The 24,609-nt window shown below is 43.8% G+C and carries 17 protein-coding genes; 9 read left to right on the top strand and 8 right to left on the bottom strand.

All coding sequences use genetic code 11. The features are described 5' to 3' along the window. Nucleotides 1-398 precede the first annotated feature (398 nt). The 7 genes from DSL64_RS26960 to DSL64_RS26925 all read left to right on the top strand — a co-directional run bounded on the left by DSL64_RS26960 (nt 399) and on the right by DSL64_RS26925 (nt 9,518). Nucleotides 399-3,518 carry a lantibiotic dehydratase gene (locus DSL64_RS26960; protein WP_115834073.1) on the top strand — a complete coding sequence of 1,040 codons (3,120 nt, stop codon included), beginning with the start codon at nt 399-401 and terminating at the stop codon, nt 3,516-3,518. 89 nt (nt 3,519-3,607) lie between these two features. Then, nucleotides 3,608-4,435: a LytR/AlgR family response regulator transcription factor gene (locus tag DSL64_RS26955; RefSeq protein WP_115834072.1), complete on the top strand. Its 828-nt coding sequence runs from the start codon at nt 3,608-3,610 to the stop codon at nt 4,433-4,435. After that, entirely contained in the window at nt 4,428-5,585 is a 1,158-nt protein-coding gene (locus tag DSL64_RS26950) for a sensor histidine kinase (RefSeq protein WP_158547986.1), read from the top strand. The genes DSL64_RS26955 and DSL64_RS26950 overlap by 8 nt, the downstream gene beginning before the upstream one ends. Nucleotides 5,586-6,770: 1,185 nt before the next feature. Further along, a complete protein-coding gene (locus DSL64_RS26940; protein ID WP_115834069.1) occupies nt 6,771-7,973 on the top strand; it encodes a hypothetical protein in 1,203 nt (400 codons plus the stop codon). Nucleotides 7,974-7,991: 18 nt separating this feature from the next. After that, nucleotides 7,992-8,546 carry a Crp/Fnr family transcriptional regulator gene (locus DSL64_RS26935; protein ID WP_115834068.1) on the top strand — a complete coding sequence of 185 codons (555 nt, stop codon included), beginning with the start codon at nt 7,992-7,994 and terminating at the stop codon, nt 8,544-8,546. Between the two features lie 144 nt (nt 8,547-8,690). Beyond that, nucleotides 8,691-9,122, top strand: coding sequence for a MauE/DoxX family redox-associated membrane protein (locus DSL64_RS26930; protein ID WP_115834067.1), 432 nt, complete (start codon nt 8,691-8,693; stop codon nt 9,120-9,122). A 135-nt stretch (nt 9,123-9,257) separates the two neighbouring features. Beyond that, a complete protein-coding gene (locus tag DSL64_RS26925; protein WP_115834066.1) occupies nt 9,258-9,518 on the top strand; it encodes a hypothetical protein in 261 nt (86 codons plus the stop codon). A gap of 55 nt (nt 9,519-9,573) precedes the next feature. Here DSL64_RS26925 and DSL64_RS26920 read toward each other — a convergent pair whose 3' ends face one another. From DSL64_RS26920 to DSL64_RS26910, 3 genes are read right to left on the bottom strand one after another with little or no spacing between them, the layout of a single operon-like run. Beyond that, on the bottom strand, nt 9,574-10,926 hold the full coding sequence (locus tag DSL64_RS26920) for a RagB/SusD family nutrient uptake outer membrane protein (RefSeq protein WP_115834065.1): 1,353 nt from the start codon (nt 10,924-10,926) through the stop codon (nt 9,574-9,576). A gap of 11 nt (nt 10,927-10,937) precedes the next feature. Beyond that, the gene (locus DSL64_RS26915) at nt 10,938-14,141 is read right to left on the bottom strand and encodes a SusC/RagA family TonB-linked outer membrane protein (protein WP_115834064.1); all 3,204 of its coding nucleotides are present in this window, start codon (nt 14,139-14,141) and stop codon (nt 10,938-10,940) included. A 23-nt stretch (nt 14,142-14,164) separates the two neighbouring features. Continuing rightward, nucleotides 14,165-15,553 carry a TlpA family protein disulfide reductase gene (locus DSL64_RS26910; protein ID WP_115834063.1) on the bottom strand — a complete coding sequence of 463 codons (1,389 nt, stop codon included), beginning with the start codon at nt 15,551-15,553 and terminating at the stop codon, nt 14,165-14,167. Nucleotides 15,554-15,944: 391 nt separating this feature from the next. Between DSL64_RS26910 and DSL64_RS29375 the strand changes: the two genes are divergently transcribed. Beyond that, nucleotides 15,945-16,328, top strand: coding sequence for a helix-turn-helix domain-containing protein (locus DSL64_RS29375; protein ID WP_229217243.1), 384 nt, complete (start codon nt 15,945-15,947; stop codon nt 16,326-16,328). Nucleotides 16,329-17,349: 1,021 nt separating this feature from the next. On the opposite strand, the gene DSL64_RS26900 is transcribed toward DSL64_RS29375, so the two are convergent. The 5 genes from DSL64_RS26900 to DSL64_RS26880 form a co-directional block, all read right to left on the bottom strand. Next, nucleotides 17,350-18,381: an ABC transporter permease gene (locus DSL64_RS26900; protein ID WP_115834062.1), complete on the bottom strand. Its 1,032-nt coding sequence runs from the start codon at nt 18,379-18,381 to the stop codon at nt 17,350-17,352. After that, on the bottom strand, nt 18,335-19,342 hold the full coding sequence (locus tag DSL64_RS26895) for an ABC transporter ATP-binding protein (protein ID WP_115834061.1): 1,008 nt from the start codon (nt 19,340-19,342) through the stop codon (nt 18,335-18,337). The genes DSL64_RS26900 and DSL64_RS26895 overlap by 47 nt, the downstream gene beginning before the upstream one ends. Before the next feature lie 5 nt (nt 19,343-19,347). Next, the gene (locus DSL64_RS26890; protein WP_115834060.1) at nt 19,348-20,208 is read right to left on the bottom strand and encodes a COG1470 family protein; all 861 of its coding nucleotides are present in this window, start codon (nt 20,206-20,208) and stop codon (nt 19,348-19,350) included. A 601-nt stretch (nt 20,209-20,809) separates the two neighbouring features. Continuing rightward, entirely contained in the window at nt 20,810-22,885 is a 2,076-nt protein-coding gene (locus tag DSL64_RS26885; protein WP_115834059.1) for a sensor histidine kinase, read from the bottom strand. A gap of 62 nt (nt 22,886-22,947) precedes the next feature. Continuing rightward, complete coding sequence (locus DSL64_RS26880; protein WP_115834058.1) at nt 22,948-23,634, bottom strand: response regulator transcription factor; 687 nt, start codon at nt 23,632-23,634, stop codon at nt 22,948-22,950. 269 nt (nt 23,635-23,903) lie between these two features. Here DSL64_RS26880 and DSL64_RS26875 point away from each other — a divergent pair, with 269 nt between their 5' ends. Next, entirely contained in the window at nt 23,904-24,527 is a 624-nt protein-coding gene (locus tag DSL64_RS26875; RefSeq protein ID WP_115834057.1) for a response regulator transcription factor, read from the top strand. Nucleotides 24,528-24,609 lie beyond the last annotated feature (82 nt).

The raw sequence follows: 24,609 nt of genomic DNA, 5'->3' as shown, positions 1-24,609 counted from the left end.
GTTTGATCAGGAATTTGATCCAAATTATTGTCCAATTTTACGGAGTTATCCTTGACTTTTAACACAGTTCATAAAGTAATCCAATTACCCCATTTAGATACTCTATACAAAACCGGACAGTGACAGCTTATGGAGGGGCTAAATCGCTTGCTACATCTGGCGAGCCCCCCGATTACAAAACGAAACGCCTCTTCACAGTGACCAATAAGGCAAGTATTTGCCTAGTGAACCAAACTGTAAAACACTTTCACATATACTTAGACGTCCCTGTACTGCCCGTTCACAGCAGTTTTGCATGCGCTAAAAACACAAGTCCGTCAGCTGATCACATTAATTTGCCGGGGCTTAAGGTGGAGCAGATATTTGCCGGCAGACATTCCTTTAATCAAAGCCAGCTAATGAAACTGACACCAGATGATTTTGTGGTGTTCAGACGTGCTCTGTTGCCGTTTGAAACACTTCAGCTATTTCACCAAAACGTTCAAAGTGACCCGGGCTCCTTCTTCAAAAATTTAAGAGATTTTTTTTCTGATCCTTTTCTGCGCCGCGGGCTAGAAATCTGCTCTCCCACTTTTTATGCGCAGTGCCTGCCATTTCTTAAAGGTGAACCGGCGCCGGGTGAGAAAAAAATCGCTATTACACTTTACAAGTACCTGATCAGAACGTGTAGTAGAGCTACACCGTTCGGTTTATTTGCTGGCTATTTTGTCAGTGAGCTTACCAGTAGCACCGCCATCACTTTCGATCAGACTGACTCGGTCAGTCTCTACCATCAGCTTGACGGAGGCGTACTGCAAGTGCTTCAGGATAAACTCCTCTCTGATGCTGCATTGGTCTCAAAGCTAAATCTTATTACAAACAGCTCTGTTTACCAGACAGCAAACGTAATCCGCCTTGTTACAAGCAAAACTGAAAATGCAAAGACAGACTTTCAACTCACGCAGGCAGAGCGAAATTTCCTTTTAGAAAGTGTGCTTGATGTCTGCACGTCTGGCTTACCCTATCAGCAAGTCATCGGTCACCTGCAAGATTTGGGTATCACAAGAAGACAAGCCAAAGCTTACCTAACCAGACTGATTGACGCTCAGATACTGCTCACCAGCCTGCAGCGTAATGTAATCGGGCCCACCTACCTTGATTATCTGGAAAGTCACATCGTTTTAAAGCAGACAAAATACCATAAACATTTAAAGAAACTTCAGGACTACCTTTCAGATCTTCAGCTGGAAAAAGTACAATCTACATTGCAAAGAATTACAGGCCCAGGCAAGCTTCCTTCTCAGCTTGTCCACACCACAGCTCGGTTTACAACAAAGCAAAATCAGCTCAGCTACAGCAGTACCGAAAAAATAGCTCACCAGTTAGAAAAGCTTCTTCCGCTGCTAAATCCCAAACCCAACAAGGATCTTGATGATTTCGCATCAAGACTGCATCAGCGCTATGGTCAGCGCAAAGTGCCACTTCTGACCGCGCTCGACTACGATTACGGGACGGGTTATGGCAAACTAAACGATGAAAGCAGTCATATTCTTCCCCTGTTAGATTACTTGCATAGAGCTCCAGGGCCTGTAAAAGCCAAAAAGCCTGATAAGTTACAGCAACTGATAAACGAACTGTACTCAAAAGTTAGCAGCCCGCGGCAGATGACAGTTGAACTCACAGACGAAATGATCCGTAAAATCACACCCTCGCCGCAAGTCCCAAGCACTAGTATCCCTTTGATGGCAATGGGCAGAATCCACAGTGAGAATCCTGCCAGCTTTGACCGGCAGCAGTTCAGTTTTGAACTTAGTGCATTTACAACCTATGCTGCCTGGCCGCTACTGGCAAGGTTCTGCATGGGAGACGATGGGCTAACCACAAGGATTCAGAGCGCAGAATCGTTGCGTCAAAAAGCCAACGATCAGGTTATTTTTGCAGACATTGCCCATCTGCCTTCACCTGGTGCATCAAATATTTTGCAGCGTCCTGACCTGACCAGCTATGAGATCACTTACATGGCCGGTAGTGTGAAGAACTCCGATAGAATCATCAGGGCCCAGGATCTTGACGTGAGCTCACCAGACGGAAAATCGCTTACATTGTACAGTAGCAAGCTAAGAAAACAGATTCAGCCCGTGCTCTACAATGCGCACCATTTCGGATCGGGTCTGCCCGTGTACAAATTTCTATGCGATCTGGCCACACGCCACATTACGGTTTTCAATTGGAACTGGGCTCACCTTTCAGACGCGGTCTTTCTTCCAAGACTTGTCAGGGGCAATCTGATTCTTAGCAAAGCAAGCTGGCAAATTAGCTACGAGCAGCTTGAAAATGTAACACTTGCCAGCGAGGGCCAGCTCGTCAAAATATGGAAACCAATCTGCGAGAAAATGGGCATACCCCGCTATTTCACCACAGGATCTGAGGATCAGCAGCTTCTGATCGATTCAGAAAGTGAACTTTCCTTGTCACTGCTGATGGATCTGCTCAAAAAAAATGGCCGTCTTCGGATCACTGAATTCCTAGGCGGGTCTGGCAACGGTCTTCTGGGCTCTAAGGCAAACCATTATGTAAATGAGATTATTATACCGCTCACCTGTAGGTGTGATGATAGCAGTCCACAGCCAAAGAAAGAGCGCAAAATAAAGCCGACTCTGCTGCAGTCAGAAAGAAGCTTTATACTGACCAGCCAATGGCTTTATGTTAAAATTTACTGCTCATCCAGGCTGTCCGATAAGCTGATTGGCTATCTTCTGAGAAATTTATGTCAGAAAATGCTCCAACAGGGTCTGATTGATAAGTGGTTCTTTGTTCGCTATCAAGACCCATCACCGCACCTGCGGTTCCGGTTTCATTCAAATCAAAAAGACTTCTGGATACCGCTGCTCAAAGAATTGCATCAACTGCTGGCTGTAAAACTGGCTGATGGCACGGTTCAGAGCATAAGCACAGATACCTATCAAAGAGAAATAGAGCGCTACCAGCCGCCCTACGATCAGATTGAATCTTTTTTTTACATTGACAGCATGGCTGTTTCTCAGTGCTTGACAGGACCTGCGCCAGATGCTGACCTCCGCTGGCTATTGGCACTTTTAGGTACAGACCTACTGCTTGATGACCTTGCCCTTTCCATTGAGCAGAAACTTCTATTGGTCAGCCAGGCAAGCAAACATTTAGCTGCCGAATTTGATCAGCCTGTAAAGCTGATCGCATCTATGAATCTTCACTACCGCAGTCACTCGCAAAAAATCAGCCAGACGCTTAAAAGCCGTCAACTTTTGGGTGAGCCTTTTGCATCGAAGATATTCCAAGAACGCTCCAAACACATACGGATACTGCTGAAAAACCCAGGTGTTAAGAAAAGCCAATTTACCGCCAATGCACCCGATCTGGTCCATATGTTTCTTAACCGCTGGTTTTACACCCATCAGCGCGAACAGGAATTGGTCTGCTATCATTATTTAAAGAAGTACTATACCACTACGATGAAAACCTACCTGAAGGGTAAAAATATTCCTAAAAGCTCTAGCAAGTAACTTTTAGTATCTATACATTCACATTTCGCAACCGCACTTGCAGATAAACGTACTGTTTACTAATAAACACTTCCAACAAAAAAACACACATGAACAGTAGCTTTCCTGATGTCCTTTTAAGGTCGTTGATCATCGACGACCAGATTTCAGTTCATAATCAAATTAAGCAGCATATCGCTAAAATTGAGTTTATGGATTTGCCCCAAAGCTGCATAAACCCAATCCGGGCACCGCAGATGATCACCTCCCTGAAACCGCATATCATTTTTCTTGACATTGAAATGCCAGATATATCCGGCATAGAATTGCTCGATGTACTAGGGCCTATATCTGCGGCAATCATAATCGTCACGGCTCACAAGCAACACGCCTGGCAAGGCTACCAATACCATGTTCAGGATTTTCTTGACAAACCAATTCAGTTTCGGGAGCTGTTCAAGGCTGTCAACAAAGTCAGACTTAGTTACCTGGCCAAGGCTATGCCAATAGAGTCAAGCATTGCCCCGCTAGCTGTGATGCCGGTAGCAACTGCACCTGAGCGCCGGCCAATGGAAGAAAATCCCACTGTCGTCAACGGATTAAGAGCCAGATTTGAGAAAACAAAAATGATGATCAAAGTAGAGAAAGATGTTGTCTTTATCAAGTATAGCGACCTATATATGATCAGAAGTGAAGGTAACTACCTAAAACTGTTTACAAAAGCGGGCACATATGTGATCCGCAGAAAACTCAAGCAGGTCTTAGAATCACTGCCCTACGATTTCATTCAGACTCACAGATCGTATATAGTAAACAGTGAGTCTGTAGTTAGATCTTACGGTAACACTATACTTTTTTCAGAAATAAGTGATAATGCAAAAATTTCAAAACGTTTTAAACACAAAGTATACAGAAAACTCGGACAAATACATGGATAAAAACCGCTCGGACTTTTTAAAAGCATACCTGATCAAACAACAGACCGCATTTCAAAGGACAAAAAACCATATCCTGTTTTGGATCTTTTTTGTACTGTTTCATCTGAGTTATTTCATTGGCTCAAAGGACAAACTTACCTTCAGTCCGCAGGTGGTCATCTCATATGCACTCTACTATCTGCGTTTTATTCCGGTATATTATATCACCGCACTTGTTTATTCCAGAATCAAGCATCTGTTCTCAGAAACCTGGTTGTGGGTGGCAACGGGGGTAGTACTGACCGCCCTGATGCATATTTTCAATGTGCTCGTTTTTTACGCTGCCGACAGTCTTTACGGACTTGCTAATATATCTACAAGTTTTCAGCACTTTGGTACGGTTTATCTGCATCCTTTCGCAGACGACAGCTACACAAATATTTGGCTTTCGATTTCCTATGATATCAGAGAAATCGAGCTTTTGATTCTGCCTTTGGCTATCAAAGGAATCAAATACACCTTCAAACAGCAGGTTGCCAAAAGTGAATTGAAGGCAGAGAAGCTTTCCCTCCAATTGGTGGCGCTCCGATCACAGGTTGCCCCGCATTTTTTAATCAACAACCTAATGAGCCTGAAAGATCAGCTCACGGATGTTAGCGAAAAACTGGCCAATTACGTTGAAAACCTGACAAACGTTCTCAGCTTCACATTATATCAATCGCAGTCTGATTTTGTTGTATTTAAGCAGGAATGGACAGCGCTGACCAAGTTACTGGACCTGGAAGCCAATAGGTTCAGCCAACGTTTGAAAGTAAGTCTTCAGATAGAGAGTCCTTTGCCCAAAGATAGCTACATCCCCTCGATGATACTTTTTACGCTTGTAGAAAACGCTTTGAAACACGGTTTATATTTAAGCAGTGAAAAGGAGTGCTACATAACACTGAAGCTCGAAGTGATCGGCCAGCGGTTACGCTTTGTCTGCATCAACAGTATAGCTGAACCTGAAGACGAAAAAAGGTTTAAAAAAAATTCTGGATTAGGCCATCGAATCATCAGAGAACGACTTGAATTAATCTGTAAAAACAATTATAGTTTTTATCACCAAAGAACTGATTCTACCTACACCGTAGAACTGATTTTACCCCTCACCGATTCTCACCCGGAGTCATAGCAACTCTTTGATTCTTCTGCAACTACCCTGGTCTACTGGCATATTCACTGTCTGCAGGCCAGGCTTAGATTACACTACCGCAGGATTGATTTATTCTGCAGCGACTTTTTTACTTTGCAACAATCACAAAAAAAATGATTATCAACAACTTACCCCAAAAATTATTTATATTTTGAGCCACCTGTTTTGACTGCTTGACTAGCGGCTTTGCGTCATTACGCCTGGACATTTCCTGCTCAATAAGCCAATATCGCTCTCTTAGTTTCCTTACCCGCTGGACCAAAAGCACGAAGGAACATGGCAATCTTAACCAGATCGTGACACGATTTAATAGAAATAGCACAACACTGTTTAATAAAAATAGCACGGCACAGTTCAATAAAAATAGCACGACAAGATTCAATATGTACTACGTCTCCATTTGATAAAACGAGCACACCAAAGGTTAGTACGTTGACACGGACCTTTTAAGCTCTTTTTAGTAGAACACAAAGAATTCAAACCGAAACTGACTACGCAAAAAAAGCGCTTATCCCTCCCGCAGTAAGCTCAGGATTCTAGACCTGCTGCTTCTGTAAAATAAGAAACTAGTCTACAAGTGCTCTTCTGCACGATCTGCGAATGTCCCCTCTCCGAATTTTTCTTTCCTGGTTCATTTTGTTTGTAAGAAAGAAGGCTGCCCACCTAGCTTTGCCATACAAAGTCACCGAAGAATGGGCTCCACTAGCTTAAAATCCACGTTTTGTGACGAATGAATTCGAAAGTGCCCGCTTATCCCACATTTTGCTACGCTTATTGCTATACGGCTACCCTACGACACATAAGTTTCATTTTTTCGGCCCAGAGCGATTGCTTTGCCGGAGTTCAAATTTTCATTCATTTTAAACAAACCAATTATGAGCACACAGCGGCAACTTGCCCTCCAACCTACACCAGTCCAATACTACAGGGCAGGTATTTGGAGCACAAACACCAAGCAGACGCAGGATAAATCGATGACTACCAGCGGCATGATCTGCGACACACGGCTTCAAACCTAAGGGCCGAACCGCGCCTCAGAAAAAAGCAGCTGCCATCAAGGTAGCTGCTTTTTTCTGACAGAACCCTGGCAGTCAAAACAATAGATCAGTATACAAACCCTTCTGTACATAAATAAAAGTTAATGGTTTAAAACTTGACGTTGCAATGACTAATAAACACCACAACCTTGAATGGCTAGATTTTATCATCTCGCTTGCGCTGAATTCTTCCAAAAGCGAGGTGCACCCTTTAACCCTGAAGCACCATCAAACCCTGCTCTCAAAGGCGCAAGAAGAAAAAGCCCGGCATATTTCATTTCTAAGCCATCAAAGCCTGAATCTTTCCAGTAAAAGAAAAGTCCAGCACCTGGTCAAACAGCAGCACAGCAATCTGGTGTCTTTACTCGAAAAAGCCTGTGGCAACATCGACAGTAACGGGACTGCTTACAGCAGTGCTGCGCAAACCATGCATGCCATCAGTGAGATGATCCACGATCTTTTAAAGTTTATTGAACGCCGTTTTCAGGATTACATTCCACTCGATGAAACAGTGCCGGCAGCCTATCTGTCGGTTTCCAAAGCAGAACTCAGCCAAAGAATTGACATCGTCCAGCCGATGCTGGTGGCAAGAGTGGGTAACAAGACACTGACAGACATCGTATTCCGGTCGATCGGGTATCCTGCTGCTGATAGCGAACGCAGGCCGGTCACATTCAAAGAACTTTTCTACAAAAGAGAGCTGGTAAAAGGAATCGAGAAAATATGTGACACTGAAACAGAGCTTAGAACGCATGATTCGCTGATCGAGCTGCTTGTTTATCTGAATTTTAACAGCAGATCATTCATGAACTACTATACTCAAAAGCTGGCCCAACGCATCAATGGTTCAGGGTCGATACGTGAGAAGCTTACACAACTACTTTTGTTTTACAAGGAATTCAACCAATTGCACCGAAAGCCGGGCGCCCGCATGACACGCTATGATCTGGACGTAGACAAGGTGATAGGTAACTGGTTTGCCCAGGAAATTATCTATCTGGAAAAGAAATCGCAATGGGACGTGATTCCATTGCCGCAAGCTCCGGTAGCCCCACCCCCTAAAGAGAAGACAGAACCTATCAAGGTGATGGTACTTCTTTCTGTGGATCAAATCGGTATTATTCTCCGGGCCCTGGACTCGCTAAGAATTCTGAAAGCCAAATCTATGAATGCAGTTTTCCAGAGTATAACACCATTTTTATCGACGCCCAAAACGGCTGAAATCTCCTGGGACAGCATGAGAACAAAAACTTATTCCTTCGAAGAAAAAGATAAAGTCGCTGTCATTAAAATCCTTAATTCTGTCATCGACTGGATCCGCGAATACTGAATCAAAACTCCTATTTCTATGAAAACCCAACTAATTAAATACCTGGAGGCGATCTACCCGCTATCAGACGAATTCAAAAAGTCGCTGGCTGAAGTTATTGTCACAAAAGCAGTCAGAAAAACTGATACACTTACTCAGTCTAATACAATCGCTTCTATATGGCTCCTTGAAAAAGGACTGGCCAAAGGCTGTTATGATGATCAATACGGAAAAGAACATATTACCCGCTTTTGGAAACAGGGCGAATTGATGCTACTGTCATATGACCGTGCAGCACACATCAGAGCAGATCGCATCGTACTTCTGGAAAACAGCACAGTCAGTACCATGAGCTACGCGAGCATTATATTCTTGTACGACCGCTTTGCTGAAACGGCAAAACTGGCAAGCAGGATTCTTCTCAATGACAGGAACCTTTCCGAGCAGCGCGCTTTCCTATGCTCATTACCCATAGGCGAAGCTTACCTGGAATTCACCCGGCTATTCCCATCTCATCGTCTCCTTCACAAGGATATCGCCAGCTACCTAGACATATCCCGCAGCAGGCTTAGCAAGATTAAAGCAAATCTTTGAAAAATTTGGTTGCTGTTAGCAAAAGAAATTTAATTGACGCTCCTGTTTAGGACACGCGGCCAAATTTCCAACATCTAGCTTTATGTCAGAAAGTTAGCCCACCGCACAAGGCAAAACATTACCAAACACAAAAACAACAATGTGATGCATACTCGTAACCTGGTCAAAGCAATCACCTTTCTACTGACAGTGCTCTTTCTTTACACGGCACTCTCCAAGCTTATGGATCTTGATACCTTTCATAGTCAACTTGCGAACCAGAATATTCCCAAATGGACCGTCGCTTACCTGGTCTGGTTAATCCCCGCTAGTGAACTGTTAGCTGTTGGTCTTATGATTTTTGGCAGCTCCCGCAGCCTTGGGTTATATATGTCTTCATTGTTGATGCTTGCTTTCACAGTGTATATAGGTTTGGTTGTCATTGGTTTTTTTGACCGGGTACCATGCAGCTGTGGTGGTGTGCTCAAATCGATGAGCTTCGGCTCACACCTGGTCTTCAACCTTTTCTTTTTGTCAATAGCTATTCTTGCTGCTAACCTGAATGACGCTCTGAGTCTACCGGTTGACAGATCATGATAGAAAAACTTAGACGTGTCAGGCACAGACCAGATGTTTGCCCTCGATACGCCAGGGAAGTATATGCTGAAAACCTGAAAACAGAGTAGGCTACAAGTAATTATTCCTATTTTTAAACACTTAAATTTCATTCTTATGAAAACGTTAAAAGTGAATTATCTGTTTTTAGCAGCCCTGATGTTGGGCGGCGGTCTTGCAGTAGCAAACAATTCAAGCTCTGCTGTGAACACTGTTTTCTATAATGCTGCAGCCGAAGGCCAGCCTGAAAACTGGCAACCTGTTCCATCAGGACAAACCTTACGTTGTGATGCGAATCCAGACAATGAATGTTCTCAGACACGCGATGAGAATGGTGCGGTTATCGCCTCGCAGTCAGGGGATGCCACGCTGATCTAAGTGCTTTTCGTACCGCTGTCTCCAGCGGTACGAAATTACCTCTTCCCCTGCTATGTTAAGGATTCTGCTCAACTGTTCCGAATGAAATCTGGTCTTGCGGGATCTTGAATTGATACTGCGAAGCATTCGGTAAAAGTGTGATCTTCTCACCTGCAATAGTGCGTGATAGTGTTACAGCATACTCAGGATCTTGATTGAGCCGTTTCAAATCCGTCCAGCGGAGTCCTCTGCCAATTAGCTGCTTTCTTCTCTCAGCCAAAATAAGGCTGACAGCCTGCTGCTCAGTTGCAGCAGATACGGCTTTAAAATCTCCCATTCTCCACCTTTTCTGCAGTAATTTGTTAAGCACATCCATAGCAGGACCCATCTGTTGTAGCCTTGCCAAACACTCGGCTTTGTTCAAATAGACTTCATCTACACTGATTCCTGAAAATGGATAAAGTGTTCCTGTATAGCTTCCTTTAAAGTTCTGACTACCTGAAAAATAAAGTACCTTTCTTAAATCGCCCTTTTGATATTGATCAAACAAGTCCGAATCAACACGCACCGCCGGATTTCCCAAAAGTGATGTTGGCATCTCAGAAAAATAAAGGATTTCCGGATTCGGCACGCTGAAAGGGAGCGGGAAAGGTGCATTAGCAGTGGTGGATAGGGTATTGTAATCTAGCAATTCACTTTTGAGCTTCAAGCACAGCTCGGCATAAGAAAGCGACTCAGGGTAATCTTGCATGGCTAGATACACCCTGGAAAGCAGTGCGAACGCAGCTGCTTTACTAGGTCTGGAAAGATAAACCGGTTCATTTTCTAAAAGCTCTGAGGCGAGCTTAAGGTCCCCTATGATCTGATCATAGGTCTGTCTGATGCTGGCTCTTGGCAGCGTCTGATTTATATCCGCTCTCAAAGGCAACACAATGCCAGGGCCGTTATTAGCGCCCTTAGGATCATAGGCCGTGGAAAACTGCTGTGCTAAATTGTAGAAGGCCAGAGATCTGTAAAACAGGGCTCCGCCTTTCAGCTGATCGTAGGTTGCAGTTTGCATGGTAGCTTCATCCATTTTCATCAGCCCATCGAGCACTACATTTGCAGTGAAAATTTGCTTATAAGGTGTGTCCCATCCAGGAAAGGTGCGTTGTTCATCTGAACTCCACAAATATGTGCTGCGGTTCAGCTGATTCTGATTGGCCAGAAAAGCGTCAGTCAAAGTAAAATCACCGTCTGATAGCACAGTGTGATAGGGCGAGGTGTTCATTAGCTGAAAGCCATTGCCCAAAAGCGCCTGATAATCAGCCAGCGTCTGAGGGACCAAGAGTGATTTTCTGGGCTTCTCTTCCAGAAAATCGTCCTGGCAGCCAAACCCCAAAATGCTCAGAGCCAGAATCAAAATTATGTAAATAGGTCTTTTTTTCATTGGTAATTTCCTTAAAGGTCAACTTTGATTCCAACACTGATACTTTTTGCAGGAGCGTACATGGCCTGGGCATAATCAGGATCCAGACTGCCTTTGTAGGCTTTCCATATCTTGGCAATATTGTTTGCATAAACGTAAAGCCGTGCATTTCGGAAAGGCAGATTTGCAGATGCATTACGTGTTAAATCGTAGCTCAAAGTGATATCCTGCAGACGGATATTGTCTGCCTTTTGGACCAAAATCTGCGAATAAGCATAGAAACCATCCCTGTTTGCGTCGACGGCTGATGGTCTGGAAGGGACACTGCCCAGTAGCTCGTCGCCGGCTTTTTGCCACCGCAGCCCGTAATCACTATGCGTGACCACACTGTTATTCACATCCGTGTAGGAGACAGATCTCTGTCGAAAATAGTGTCCGAGCCGATAGCTCAAATTGAACGACAGTCCAAACGATTTATATGAGAATGTATTTCTAAATGCCCCGAATGTCGTTGGTCTGGCAGGACCATGGTAATGCAGCTTATCGGGATCCGTTCTTAAAATCGCGAGGTAATCTTTGCTTACTTCACCATTCAGATAACCTTGCGGATCTCCTGTAGAAGGATCAAGCCCTGCCCACTCCAGACTATACAACGCGTAAAGAGGTCTTCCTTGCAAGGGATAGACAGAGGTACCATCTGCATTTCCCAAATAGGCTGTAGCGAGTGCTCTGACTTCGTACCGGGTCACCTTGTCGGTCGTGTGACTTAAAAGCAGATCGCTCTGCCATTTAAAGCTCTTATCAAAAATCTTCGCTGTCAACGTCATATCCAGACCCCTACCGGCAGTGGATGCATAGTTACCGGTAAAGGTTTTTACACCTGAGCTTCCAGGATACGGCATGCTTCCAATCAGATCAATACCCTTTTTGAAGTAGTACTCGATGCTACCTGTGAGCCGCCGGCCCCGGGTTTCAAAATCAAGCCCCAGATTCAGCGTTTGCACCTTTTCCCAGCGAAGTCTTTCATTGGGCGGATTGGTAATGATTGCGTATGGCTCGCGGGTATAATAGTCGGTTCCCTCAAAAAATGCCGTAGTAAATGCAGAGACATTTTTATTGCTGTTGCCGCTGTATCCAAAAGTGGATCTGAGCTTCAAAGACGACAGCCATCCCAGCTGAAAGAAGCGCTCCTGAGAAAGTCTCCACGCCACGCCGGCTGAGTAAAGCGGAACCCTTTTGTCATTGGTTTCTACGCCAAACAGATTGCTCTGATCCATACGTCCACTGGCTGAAAGAATATACTTCCCTTTTAGTGTATACGAACCGTTCACAAAATACGAAAGATAGCGGTCCGAGGATCCGGACCTGCTGTCCATATACGGCACGCGCATGGTTGAAGCCGGATTTACGTAAGAGCGATAAGCAGTGATGTAATCAACCGGTCTTGCAGAAGCGTAACTATCATTGTAGCCATAGTAGCGGCTTGTACCGCCTTGGGTGGAATAGTCCCTAAGCTCCGCCCCTGCAATGGCTACTAGCTCACCCGAACTACCAAAATTGTGCGAATAATGAAGTTGTCCCCGCAGGTTATGAGATGTGTATGCATTCTCGTTTCGGTCGAGAATCCCGCCTGGCGCCAGGTTCTGTTTGACGACTCCATTGCTGTCTACCGACGACAACTGATTCACCAGGGTGCGGGCTGTATAGCTGTGCTCGCTGAAATGATTCATCGTGGAGCTAATGCCTTTACCGTACTGATAAAGCATGGATAAAGACAATCCGCTAAAAAGTTTGTAATCAGCAGTCAGATTAATCCTGTAGTCAGTTAAGCGGGTAGTGTTATCTGCAGTCGCCATTTCCGCCAGTGGTCTGTAGTGCCAGTCTAAAAGCCCTGCTGTCTGGGCCTGTTGTAAGAAGGAAAGACGGTAATCCTTTATTACGGCAAGGGGATCACCATTTTCTGCGGCAAGGCTCGCGTAAGGATACATCTGTGTTACCAGCGAGCCTGTCAGAGGATTGGTATATACAAGCGGGCCAGGATTACCATTTCTGTTTTTGGACTCACTAAAATATAACCCAGCTGAAACCTCCAACTTAGGTGAGATATGAAATGAATTGTTTGCATTAACCGTAAAGCGCTGATAGGTATTGGAAACCTCACTGGGGCGGTTTTTGTCAAATCCCGCGGACACAAAATAGCGGTGGGTATCCCCTCCCCCGTTTACCGACACAGAATACTGCTGGCTGACACTACGCTGATACATATACTTTCCATACTCGTTTCTGATGTCACGGCTTTTCAAAAGATCAATTTCGGCCTGCGCTTGCTCTTGCGTGATCAGTTTATCGCGCTGTGCCATCAGTAGCTCTACGACCGGTGTAAAAGGATACTTTGCAGCATTTCTCTCGGCAGAATTGTACCTTCCACTTTCAAACAAAAAGCGCTCATTGTCAATATAATCTGCCGTGCTCATCCGCGGCTGGTAAAACATATCAGGTCTTGCAGCAATAGTCACGTTGCTGTTAATAGTGATCTGCGGAGATTTTGATGCGCTACCCTTTTTGGTTGTAAGAACAATTACACCATTTCCAGCCCTGGAACCCCAGATGGATGCGGCCGCTGCATCCTTCAGAACAGTTACATTTTCTATGTCGTTTGGATTGATACTGTTCAGGTCCCCTTCATATGGAAAGTTGTCGATGATGATCAGTGGACGCGTACTCGAATTAATCGTACTTTGCCCTCTGATCAGAAGGCCCTGTGCGCTGCCTTTCCCGCGGTTGTTTATCAGGCCAGCTGCCACATCATCCAGCCTACTTCCAATGTCTGTGCTCACCCTTCGGTTTAAGAGCGCATTGTCTACTGTGGCGAAAGAACCTGTTGCCCTTTCCTTGGGTATCTTTTCAAATCCGGTAGAGATCACCACTTCCCCTAACTGGTTCGCATCAGGCCGAAGTCCAATCGTCACCGGCGAAGAAACAGGCATTTGTAAGGACAGCTCTAAAGACTCAAAGCCAATGTAAGAGATTTGAAGACTTGGCATTGCCTGGTCCACACTTAATGTGAAACGTCCTGATTCATCGGTGGTGGCCCCCTGATTCATTCCCTTCACCTTAATAACTGCTCCGGCCAGCGCACTACTGTCGGGCAGTGAGACTACCCGCCCTTGCAGCAGCAACTGCGCGCTGGCTGCCTGGGCAAATCCCACAAAAAGGAAGATTAAAATTATTCTCATAGTTATAGGAGTGTTAAAACGTGTTAGTGAGTGGGAATAACGCTGAGAGGCTTACGGTCTCTGATCACAAGAACCTGGGTTTCGGTTAATTTTCGCTCGAGAGCCAGATCATATGCAGAGAGGGCCTTTCGAACGGAGGCCAGATCGTTGAAGTCCAGATCTAAATCAAGATCAGCACGTCCAACGTAGCCGGTTTGATCTACGATCGGTAGCTTTGAAGACCTCATATAACTGTTTTCAAGTCCCATCGCAAAGACTGATAGCTTACCGTGACGTAAACTGTAAGTGAAGTTTTCATACTTCTCAGAAAAGCGGTCAGATTTTGATTTGAATTTTTCGAGCTCAGAGGTTCGCACGAGTGCGAGTACCGGCATTGTGCGGGTTTCAATCAACGCTTCGTATTCAGGAAACAGTTGCTTTAAGTCATCGCGGAACATTTTAAAACCGCCAGAAGCCTTTTCAGCAGGTATAATAAGCTCGTAACACATCGTGTTCTTAGGTATCCATTCCCGGACTGCAGCTCCCTTCAGTCCATTGATAAACTTCAGACTGTCCCTGGTCTGAAGATCAACAGAATGTGGCGCGATAAAACGCTTACCCTCTCCGTAGGCCATTGAGAACAAATGGAATGGAGTGATGTTAGTGAATGTCACGCGCCAGTGATCAATACTGTCACCTGGCTGTTTAAGAACAGTAAGACCGGGTAAACCCTCCACATAGCCAGAGTGAAGCGCGCGGTAACGGACATTTTTAAAAGCAGGATTTGCATCAGGCTGTAATAATTTATGTAATGGTGTTGTCAGCCCATTGTAAGCCAAATCCTTCACATCTTTTTTAATAGCCATTTGTCTAGCATTTCCGGAAAGAAACGCCTCAAGCCGCTCTGCGGTGATCTCTTCTTTACCCGTGACAGCACGCAGCACACCATCAGAATCAATCCAGACATAATGTGGTACACCCGAATGCTCAAATAATTTACTGAGCTTGCTGTCAGCCACTACTTCCGGTCCTTGTATACGGGCACCTTTCCGGGCATTATATTTTGCTCGGAATAATGATACCTCTTTTTCGGTCTGGTAAGTGACCGGAAGAAGCGTAACTTTATCACCGAAGCGCTTTTCCAGCGAGTCCATTCTGGGTATCATAGCCACGCAGGGTTGGCACCAGGTAGCCCAGAAGTCCAGGATTAACAGCTTGCCTTTAAAGTCAGTTAGTTTGGCAGTGGGCGATTTATAGTTCAGGATATTACTAATAATTAAGTCCGGGACAGTATCGCCGATTGCTATCTGGCGGACAGGCCCCTTCACCGTCTGCGCTGACACCGGCCGCCAGCACATCATCAGCACATAAGACAGTAAAAGATAAAATAGGTAAGGTAATAGTTTGCCTGGGGAGCAAAAACGTGAGTTCATTGCAACTAGTATTGGAGTGTAAACAATAGGAATTCTGCTCGTTTTCAAAAGGTGAAAACGACAATGCAGTAACCGTCAATTGACGGTCAGATTATGTATACGAATTAGGATTAGTCCGGCGGACAAATTACAAGGGTAATAATGGCAATCATACGCGTTAATCAGTTTGTGCTTCCGTAGGTACAGAAGCGTAAGACAAAAATTAACTCTAAGTCAGTTCCCTGATGTGCGGTGGTAGGGGAGCCTATAAAAGACGTGGAACTTGGCTTATTTCATTAGAGGTACTGGTATACCATGCAGTTGCAAGCAAACCCACGAATACGTCTTGAGCTATTCTGACTATTGTCTTGTTGCAAAAATTACCAGTTCTCTAATGTCAGACACTAAGCGAATGCTTCAAATTTCTTTGAGAAGTATCGCGTTGGTAGAATCAATTTCCTGTGTAACCGATCCTACCGCCACAAATATACAGATAAATACTTATACATGTATAAGTATACTTACTTTTTTTCGCCCCGAACTTGCGATTTCTATGGATGATGCGGAAACAACAAAGAAAGTCGACCTCTATGTTATAGAAAAGGTCCGGCAGTTAAGGGAAGCTAACAGTATTTCACAAGAAGCTCTTGCGGAGCGAATGGGTGTCTCTGCAGGCTATATAGGACAGATTGAAAGTCCCAAGTATAGGGCAAAATACAATTTATATCACCTAAACCACATTGCAAAAATTTTCAACTGCTCGCCCAAAGATTTTCTTCCCCAAGAACCAATTTGATTAACTGTTACCTTGAGATAAATCCTTTTAAGTAGCTGTTACACGGATTGTATTGTATGTCCATAATCCAAAAGTCAGTAAACTCATCTTAGCAGATTAACCGATTTCGGTAGTTGCAAATCGAAAAAAACTACCCAACGTTAAAGGTACAACTGGTATGGGTTGAGAGGTAATACTACACTCTGACGTATTGCGATGGTGCAAAGGACTACGGCTGTCTGCTCCCACAGACCAGCTAAGTTGTGCCCGCCCCGGCGCAATAGGGACTGGGGACAATCAACGGCCTGATCTGTGTCTTTTCTTTTCAACCTATACCACAATCGCATGTTCTGGCAGATAATCATAGTAAGCCGTTTGAAGGCGATGCTTAATGGCGCCCAACGCTACCATAAGAGGTAATTTATCAATCCGGCTGAACTGACAGGCATTATCTTGACTAGATTTAAAAACATTTTTGTGTCCTACTGTGAAGGCAAAAAAAAGCGAAACTCAGGTCTTACCAAGAGAATTTCATTGTAGAAAAATTGACCACACCTTTGCATTGCCCACATTGATTTACTCAAACACGAGACAGAAAAAAACCACCCTTGACCTCATAAACGGTTACCTGATAACAGAAGTAAAGAATCTTCTCGAATAGTCAAACCAGAACATTTCATAAATCTACGTTTCGCTGGGTTTTGACAACCATACCTATTTTACCAGGTTGTTAAAAACTCAGTCAGGCTCACCCTGTTGTTTTCAGGGCGCTGTGTCTAAATCGACACTGAGACGCTCCAAAGAATCATACAAACTCTGGATCGAATGTAGTCTGACCGTTAACGTTACAGAGCCTGCAAAATAAAAAATCCATAACAGATCAACGCAGTGGAACTTGTGATCCATTTACCTGAACTGACCATAAAATAGTTTTCGGACTTTATCAAATGTTTCTGCCCATGGGATGTAATTACGGGATCTTATCTATCATATTACTTTGAAAATAACTTGATGCGTAAACAAACACGAGAATAAGCTGTGATCAGCACCTGATCTCCCTGCGCATGAAAAGATAGTAAGAGAGCGCAAAACAAAAAACAGTGGCTGCCAGCAAGCCGCTCAACTGAGGCCAAATGATCATCAGGCTTTCTTTGAAAGGGAGTGGAGACGGAATGGCCAAGGCCATTTGCTCCACTGTCAAAGGACCTAAGCTGCGGACGGACGGCATCAGCAGTGTGGTCGTGGCATCGGTATAGAGCTGGCTGGGTTCCAGACGCAGTATACTGCCCATCAATCCATTGTAAGCGAAAACCTGCTCCTGGGAAAGGAATGCGGGGTCGGGGATCATTGCTTTGATCACAAGATTAACGAGCAGTTTGTAAAACACGGTTAGGAAAAGCCAAAGACCAATAGCAGTAAGTGCGGAGGTGGCCGTCTGTTTGAAACGGATAGAAAGCAGAATGGATAAACTAAGCCAAAAGCCTACGTAAACGATACTTAAAAAAATGAAGCTGAAAATACGCAGTACTTCTTGCGGTGCAATGTCGACCCCGGTGATTAGCAGCCCCGCACCGATCATGAGCAGTGCAAGCGATACAAACAGGCAGCTCACAATGATCATAGCGCTTACGAATTTCGATAATATCAAATTATCCCTGTAAACCGGTTGAGCCATCAGCCGCGTGAGCGTACCTGCGTTTTGCTCAGAATTGATCGTGTCGAATCCCAGACTGATACCCAGCAGTGGCCCCAGAAAGCTCAGTAGTACATGGAAAGGCGGTAAAGTACCATCCGTTGTGGTGAGAAGTTTCAAGTATAAAAACAGGCGGTCGGGGTCCTGGATGTTGGAGACGGCCGTTTTGATATTGCTCAGCGATATGTGCATAGCACCAAAAAAAGTAAGTCCGATCAACAACAGCAAAACGATAAATCGCCAACTCCGTATGTGGTCCGCTATTTCTTTTCCAATCATGACCCTGAACGGGCCTGACGGAGACACATGGTTCCCGGAAGCGATATTGTAATCTTTATTTTTTAAAGAAAGACCTTTGGAAAGTACGGCCAGGTTTTTCATGAGTATTATTTTCTGCTAAGTTGTTCTCAAAATATTTTTCATAAATATCATCAAGCCCATATTCTTTTTTATGGACTCCCATCACATCCAGACCTTTATGTACAAAGAACCGCACAAGATCAGGCGTAATATCTCTAAGGCAGGAAATTTCCACCACTCGGTCGGTCACCGTTATTTGTTGCACATTGCCCAGCTGCCGCAGAGCATCCTCTGCTTCCCATCGGGCCGGAGGCGCTTCTCTTAAAGTGATGCTGACCACGTAGTTTTCATTCGTAAAAAGATTGCGCGAAAGCTTATCGACACTGCCTTCCACAAGCATTTTACCTCCTACAAATATCCCGACTCGGTCGCAAACCTGCTGTACCTGATGCAGATGGTGCGACGAGAGCAGCACGGTAAGTCCATGCTGCCGGCTTAATTGATGAATGAGCGCAAGAAATTCTTTCACACCACTAGGATCAATACCGAGGGTGGGCTCGTCCAGAATAATCACATCGGGTTGCTTGATCAGTACATCGGCCAAGCCCAGCCTTTGTTTCATCCCCCTGGAAAAAGCGGATGTCTTTTTATCGACAGCATCGGCCAGACCGATGATTTTCATCATTTCAAAGGCCCGGTCTTTGATTTCAGATTCCGGGATGCCATTGAGTCTGCCAATGTAAGCCAGGTTTTCCAGAGCTGTCATGCTATCATAAAAACCGACGCTGTCGGGCATATAACCGACTTTTTTCTTTACAGCAATGGGGTTGGTGGTGGCATTGTAGCCGCAAACCATTGCTGTGCCTGCCGTAGGCTCAGTAAGCCCCAGCATCATCAGAATGGTCGTGGTTTTACCGGCTCCATTGGGTCCCAGCAAGCCGAAAATTTCACCCTTTCTAATAGTCAGATTCAGGTCGTCAACAGCTTTCAGAGCACCATAGCATTTTGTCAAACCCCTCAATTCAATGATAGGCTTCTCCATACTACTTATCGTCTTCCGTATTTACGAATTAAATAATATACAAGACCGATCGCCACCAGTATCACCAGAATACCGATCCAGCCTGAAAGTACCGACGTTTTTATAGTTATTCTAAAAGTTGCGTTAGCCGCGGCACTGGTATTTTTAGCTGTGAAAGTTGTGACATAATCGCCAGCAATAGTTTTATCCGGCACTTTCACGTTTGCCTTCACGTCAACTGTTTTAAACGGATCGAGCCGGTCGATCTTAGAAGGCTCAAAACTTACCTCCCAGTGCGACGGGGCCTGTGCAGATAGTTCCACGTTCTCCAGCGGAAGCGTTGCGGTATTTCTGACGATCAGATGAATTTCTTTCATACTGTCCTCTGTAAGCTCGTCGCTTAACCGCCCTGTTGGGGTAGTGAGCTCTATACCGTAGGCGCCTTTCAGTACGGCTTGCAGGTCAAGTTTCAAATTATCACTTGCCGATGTAGCCGTTACCAATATATTATATTTGGACGGTTTTGAATCTGGACGCGCGTTTAATTCCACAGTGACCTCCTGGGATTTTCCGGCTTCGACATTCACAGAGGTAACCTGGCTTCCCATAGTCCTGAATGTAACCGCCCATCCGTCGGGAAGCTGAGCCTGCAATTCGTAAATTTTTGCTTCGGGGGTTCCGTTGAGCAGCACAGTGTTGTACCGAAACGTTTCACTGGCAGTAGCCTCCACATTAACAAGACTGGATTTGAAGGAGGATTTCGGGCCGGACTTGTTGGGATTTTGGGCGGATAAGTGGGTGGTGGTTAGCAGTCCGGACAAAAACAACACTAACAAACCGTAAAAATGTACATTGTACTTTTTGATAATTGGATAAAAAACTGACATGATCTAATAAACAAAATTTATTAAGTTTAATTTATTAAAAAATGGTTTGGCTGCCTCTATTCGAGGTTTAGCCTTAAATTTTGGGCACAAATTTAAAAAAATGATAAAATTTCAAAAAAACGAAGAGATTTTTTTTGCAGCATTTTTCACGCGTCTCAGACCGCACCTTCTGTCCCCTCACCCCATAAGGCCCCTGTTATTTCGAGCTTAGGCTATTTTCGTGTCCGTTTAATAAAATAGATCGTCTGGAGATTGACCTTCTTGCTTTCAGTTACTTACAAGCTTATTTAAGAAATAAAGCGACAAACAATCAAAATACGCCGAACATCTCTACGATCAACTATAAAAACTACAGACCCGTATCCGTAAAACTGTAACACTAGTCGGCAATCAACAAAGATGCAGTTGATAAGCCAGGCACCTTCACCTATTGAAAACTGGTGACGCACAATCTGCAGATATTCTTGTAATTCATCTCAGGATGCCTCTAAGGTCTGCAAGCTGAGAGCAAAAATGTTTCTAAGAGCAGATTCAAGCACAAATCATTAGAAGCTGCGTGGCACTTACATAGATTACGACATTCGTCGGGCTAGGTTTTCGCTTAATCTGCAAATGGAATTTTAATGAGAATGTCCGTTCCTTTCTTAGTAGTCGCTACCTGCATGACACCATTCAATTTTTGAAGTTTTTCGCGCAAAGAACGTAATCCAATTCCTTTACTGGCTGACTGGGCTTTTTCTAAGTTAAAGCCTACTCCATCATCGATTATATTCAAGATTAAAAAATCAAGATCTTTACAGACTAAAATAGTGACACTCCTAGCCTTTGCATGCTTAACAATATTGGTCAGTAATTCCTGGGTAATCCGCAACAAATCGATGCGCAGCTGTAGATTCATTCCGGATAATTCGTTATCTTCCACTAGGATGCTTTTATTGTAACTCGTATCAGGTAGCGCACTGTCTGCCAGATTCTGAATCTGTACTGCAAAAGACTTTTCAGAATTATGTCCGAATCCATGATACCAATTGTGACTGGTAGATCTTGACATTTCGTAAATATCACTCACCTGATGGGATATACGGTTTAACAATTCCTGCTCATTCTTGCTAGCAGCATCCATAATGGCTAAGTCCAACTGATGTTTCACTCCTGCCAAAGCTGATGAGAAACCGTTGTGCAGATCTTGGCCAAGTAGCTTTCTTTCTTCTTGACGAGCCAATTCAAGGTGCATTACCTGCAATTGTGTGGTAGTCTCTAACTGTTTAACAAGACTCTGTGTCTTAAATACAGAGCGTCTGTAGATTGATATGAAATTTATAATTACCAACGCAACTATCAGAACTGCGAATCCGAAGATTGTCTTATTCCGATTCTGTAAAACATTCAGCTGAGAAATTTCCTGTTCTTTCTGTCTTATCTTGAAGAGTTGCTCCATTTCCAGGGCTTTGCCTTCAAGATCCATTTTATGTTTTTTTTCGTGTAATTTAAATAATCTCTCTCTGTGTTGCAGGGCTCTTTGGAAATTACCAGATGCTAATTCCTCCTCATACAGCGTGTTTAACACTTCAGCCACTACCGGCTTCTTAATGTCATCCAAATCCAGCTTACTGAATACGTCATTACTTTCTTGGAATCTTTTCAGATGTCTTAGGCTAAGCCCTTTGTACACTAGGTTCATTTCCCAAACGTCCAGAAGCTCAGTTTGCGGGAAAGTAGTTTCAGCTGAATCTAGGTATGCCAGGGATCTTTTGTATTGTTTATCATAATAAGCCAGACCGGCTAATAAAGTATAGGATACCGACAGGTAGCGCTCTTGACGTGGCCTCAATGCCAGTGCTGAATTGTGTAAGGCTTTTATCTCGTTGGCAAATTTTTCATCATATTTATCAAGATACAAAGAGAAATTGGCGATTTGCCTCACCCGAATTAGAAATCCCTCAAGTGATGGTCTGCGCGGAACTGTTTCTAAAGAGACTAATGTCTTAGAAGCACTGTCACAATAGGCAAGAGTCTGATAAGGGCGGTCAAAATATTCGAAAAAGCGAGCCAGTTGCACATACTTGGCAGGCACGGAAGACTTTACAAACTTTTTCCCAACTTCCAAGGCTGATATATGCGTGTCATAAGCGTCTTTGAATGCATCTGACTGAACATAAAAATTAGCCTTGTTGCTTAAAATCTGTGTCAGCTTACCGGCGTCAAAATAAAGCCCTTCACCATAAAGATCTATGAACAGATCACTGTATTGCATAGCAAATTTACTAAACGGGTATTGGTATAATTTCCCATTTCCTCTCAGGCTGTACCTACCTGCATGATAGTTAATCCCTTGTGAAAGGTACTGACAGACACTGAAAAGGTAGTCCCTTCTGGCAGGCTCAGTTTTAATGTTTATGTACTTGGAGGCGAAGCGAAGACAGATTGAATCTACTTCAGCAATCTCTTTACTGGTCAAACTTTTAACAAGAAAAGTATTATCAAGGATTCTTTTGACTTCACCAGTGGTCAGATGTCGGGGATCTTGTGGACGAATTGAGTCCGGAAGACTCTTGTATAGATGTTCGCTTATTTGAGAGCTCGCCGGTAGCGCAGGGAGTAAAAACAGGGAAAACAAAAATCGTTTGCCCAAATCTCTGACCACCTTCTTGCAAATAGAATCTATGAAATAGCGCATTACAATTTGATCTAGAACGGAAAATTATTAAACCTTGATCAGGTTAATCCCTGCTCAAAGTTTTATCGGGCTGTTTCAGAATCACCAACGATACCGTTCTTTCTGCAGAATGTAAGAAGTTCTGCCATCGATTTACATTTGACTTTTTCCATCATCCTGCGTCGATGGGCTACAATCGTGTGCATACTCAGGGAGACTCGTTCAGCCGTAGACATAATTGAGTGCCCCTGGTAAAAATATTGAAGTAATTCTACTTCCCTCTTGCTGAAGTGTACCGGAGCATGTTCTGAAGCATCCTCTAAAACTTTTTCGATTACTGGGCTTATATATCGTTGACCGTCCCGTAAGACAGTTACACAAGCCAAAACTTCGTCGAATCCAGCTAGTTTACTCAGAAAGCCGTCCGGTTTATTAGAGTCAATATACTTTATAGTGGCCGCATTCATCACGCTGCTTACTATAACCGTCCGAATCCGCTTATTGATGCGCTTGGCTTCATTAATTAGCGGTATACAATGTTTGTCAAGTAGATAGAAATCGACGAAAAAAAATGTTTCTCTCTGACTTTCATTATTGAGCAAAAAGCGGAACAGCTCCTTCTCCTCGCTGAAAGTATGAACCGAATCAAAATAATCCATTCGCTCTACCAGCAAAGCAAGCGACTCTGCAAACATCCTGTGGTCATCGAATATGATGGCGGTAGTATTCTTGTACCGACTACTTGTAGAATAATTTCTATAATTCAACATAATAAGAAGTTCATCGTAAAATCTCTAGACATTATACGAATTGTTACTGTTATAGTAACTACAACTATAGTATAGCGACATAAAAATTAGCAAATTTTTGCTAATTGATACTGCAGACATAGCAAAGATTGATACAGTTGGTAGTAAAAATTTTATCGAATCCGCAATTACTACAACCTTTGAACTGTGAATCGAAAAGATTTCCCGTTTGATGTTTTCGAGACATTCACATCACTTATCATCAAAAAAACTATAGCTCTCTCACCCATATGTTGAAGGTAGCCGTTCTTGCCCCTGATCCAATTGTCAGATTCGGAATAAAAGCTTTTCTTGAAAAAAGTATTGAGAATTTACTCGTGAGTGAATTTGAGAATCTGGGGCATTATCAAGGACAACAGGTCAATTCCAGCTATGGCCTGGTATTTGCGGATCTTGGTATCTACACAGATAAGTTTAGGCATATTATGGAGCTGAAAGCCAGTTTTAGCAACAGTCGTCTAATCGTATATGACATGGGTGCCACATTCGAAGACGGCATTCATTATCTCAAACATGGAGCGCAGGGATTTCTTCCTGCTATTAGTGATATCAAGGTTCTACTCAATTGCATAGAAACTGTTCTTACCGGACAGTTTTATCTGGAGAATGTGGATGTACATCTTCTTTTAAAGTTGCTTTTTCAGAAGAAAGGTTTTAAGGCTGTAAACACGTTCAGACCTAAACTTACACCCAGGCAAAACGAAGTGGCACTGCTTCTAGCTAACGGAGCCAGCACGACAGCCATCTCCCAAAAACTGGGATTACAAATGTCTACCGTCAGTACGTTTAAATCCATTATCTACCGAAAACTAAATGTTGATAACATTGTCGAGCTTGGATCAGTGCTCGCGTGAAAGAAGATTATAAAAAGTCCTCTTGTCTTTTCTACATCTATTGACACTCATAGTCTTTTAAACCATACACTTATCTAAACAA

Origin of the sequence: Dyadobacter luteus, from assembly GCF_003383615.1 — a bacterium.
Lineage (GTDB): Bacteria > Bacteroidota > Bacteroidia > Cytophagales > Spirosomataceae > Dyadobacter > Dyadobacter luteus.
This window is presented reverse-complemented; position numbering and strand designations above follow the sequence as displayed.

Excerpts from the sequence above, each read along its gene's own strand:
- DSL64_RS26960 (WP_115834073.1), top strand. The coding sequence starts at position 399 with ATGAAACTGACACCAGATGATTTTGTGGTGTTCAGACGTGCTCTGTTG.
- DSL64_RS26955 (WP_115834072.1), top strand. The coding sequence starts at position 3,608 with ATGAACAGTAGCTTTCCTGATGTCCTTTTAAGGTCGTTGATCATCGAC.
- DSL64_RS26950 (WP_158547986.1), top strand. The coding sequence starts at position 4,428 with ATGGATAAAAACCGCTCGGACTTTTTAAAAGCATACCTGATCAAACAA.
- DSL64_RS26940 (WP_115834069.1), top strand. The coding sequence starts at position 6,771 with ATGACTAATAAACACCACAACCTTGAATGGCTAGATTTTATCATCTCG.
- DSL64_RS26935 (WP_115834068.1), top strand. The coding sequence starts at position 7,992 with ATGAAAACCCAACTAATTAAATACCTGGAGGCGATCTACCCGCTATCA.
- DSL64_RS26930 (WP_115834067.1), top strand. The coding sequence starts at position 8,691 with ATGCATACTCGTAACCTGGTCAAAGCAATCACCTTTCTACTGACAGTG.
- DSL64_RS26925 (WP_115834066.1), top strand. The coding sequence starts at position 9,258 with ATGAAAACGTTAAAAGTGAATTATCTGTTTTTAGCAGCCCTGATGTTG.
- DSL64_RS26920 (WP_115834065.1), bottom strand. The coding sequence starts at position 10,926 with ATGAAAAAAAGACCTATTTACATAATTTTGATTCTGGCTCTGAGCATT.
- DSL64_RS26915 (WP_115834064.1), bottom strand. The coding sequence starts at position 14,141 with ATGAGAATAATTTTAATCTTCCTTTTTGTGGGATTTGCCCAGGCAGCC.
- DSL64_RS26910 (WP_115834063.1), bottom strand. The coding sequence starts at position 15,553 with ATGAACTCACGTTTTTGCTCCCCAGGCAAACTATTACCTTACCTATTT.
- DSL64_RS29375 (WP_229217243.1), top strand. The coding sequence starts at position 15,945 with ATGCTTCAAATTTCTTTGAGAAGTATCGCGTTGGTAGAATCAATTTCC.
- DSL64_RS26900 (WP_115834062.1), bottom strand. The coding sequence starts at position 18,381 with ATGAAAAACCTGGCCGTACTTTCCAAAGGTCTTTCTTTAAAAAATAAA.
- DSL64_RS26895 (WP_115834061.1), bottom strand. The coding sequence starts at position 19,342 with ATGGAGAAGCCTATCATTGAATTGAGGGGTTTGACAAAATGCTATGGT.
- DSL64_RS26890 (WP_115834060.1), bottom strand. The coding sequence starts at position 20,208 with ATGTCAGTTTTTTATCCAATTATCAAAAAGTACAATGTACATTTTTAC.
- DSL64_RS26885 (WP_115834059.1), bottom strand. The coding sequence starts at position 22,885 with ATGCGCTATTTCATAGATTCTATTTGCAAGAAGGTGGTCAGAGATTTG.
- DSL64_RS26880 (WP_115834058.1), bottom strand. The coding sequence starts at position 23,634 with ATGTTGAATTATAGAAATTATTCTACAAGTAGTCGGTACAAGAATACT.
- DSL64_RS26875 (WP_115834057.1), top strand. The coding sequence starts at position 23,904 with ATGTTGAAGGTAGCCGTTCTTGCCCCTGATCCAATTGTCAGATTCGGA.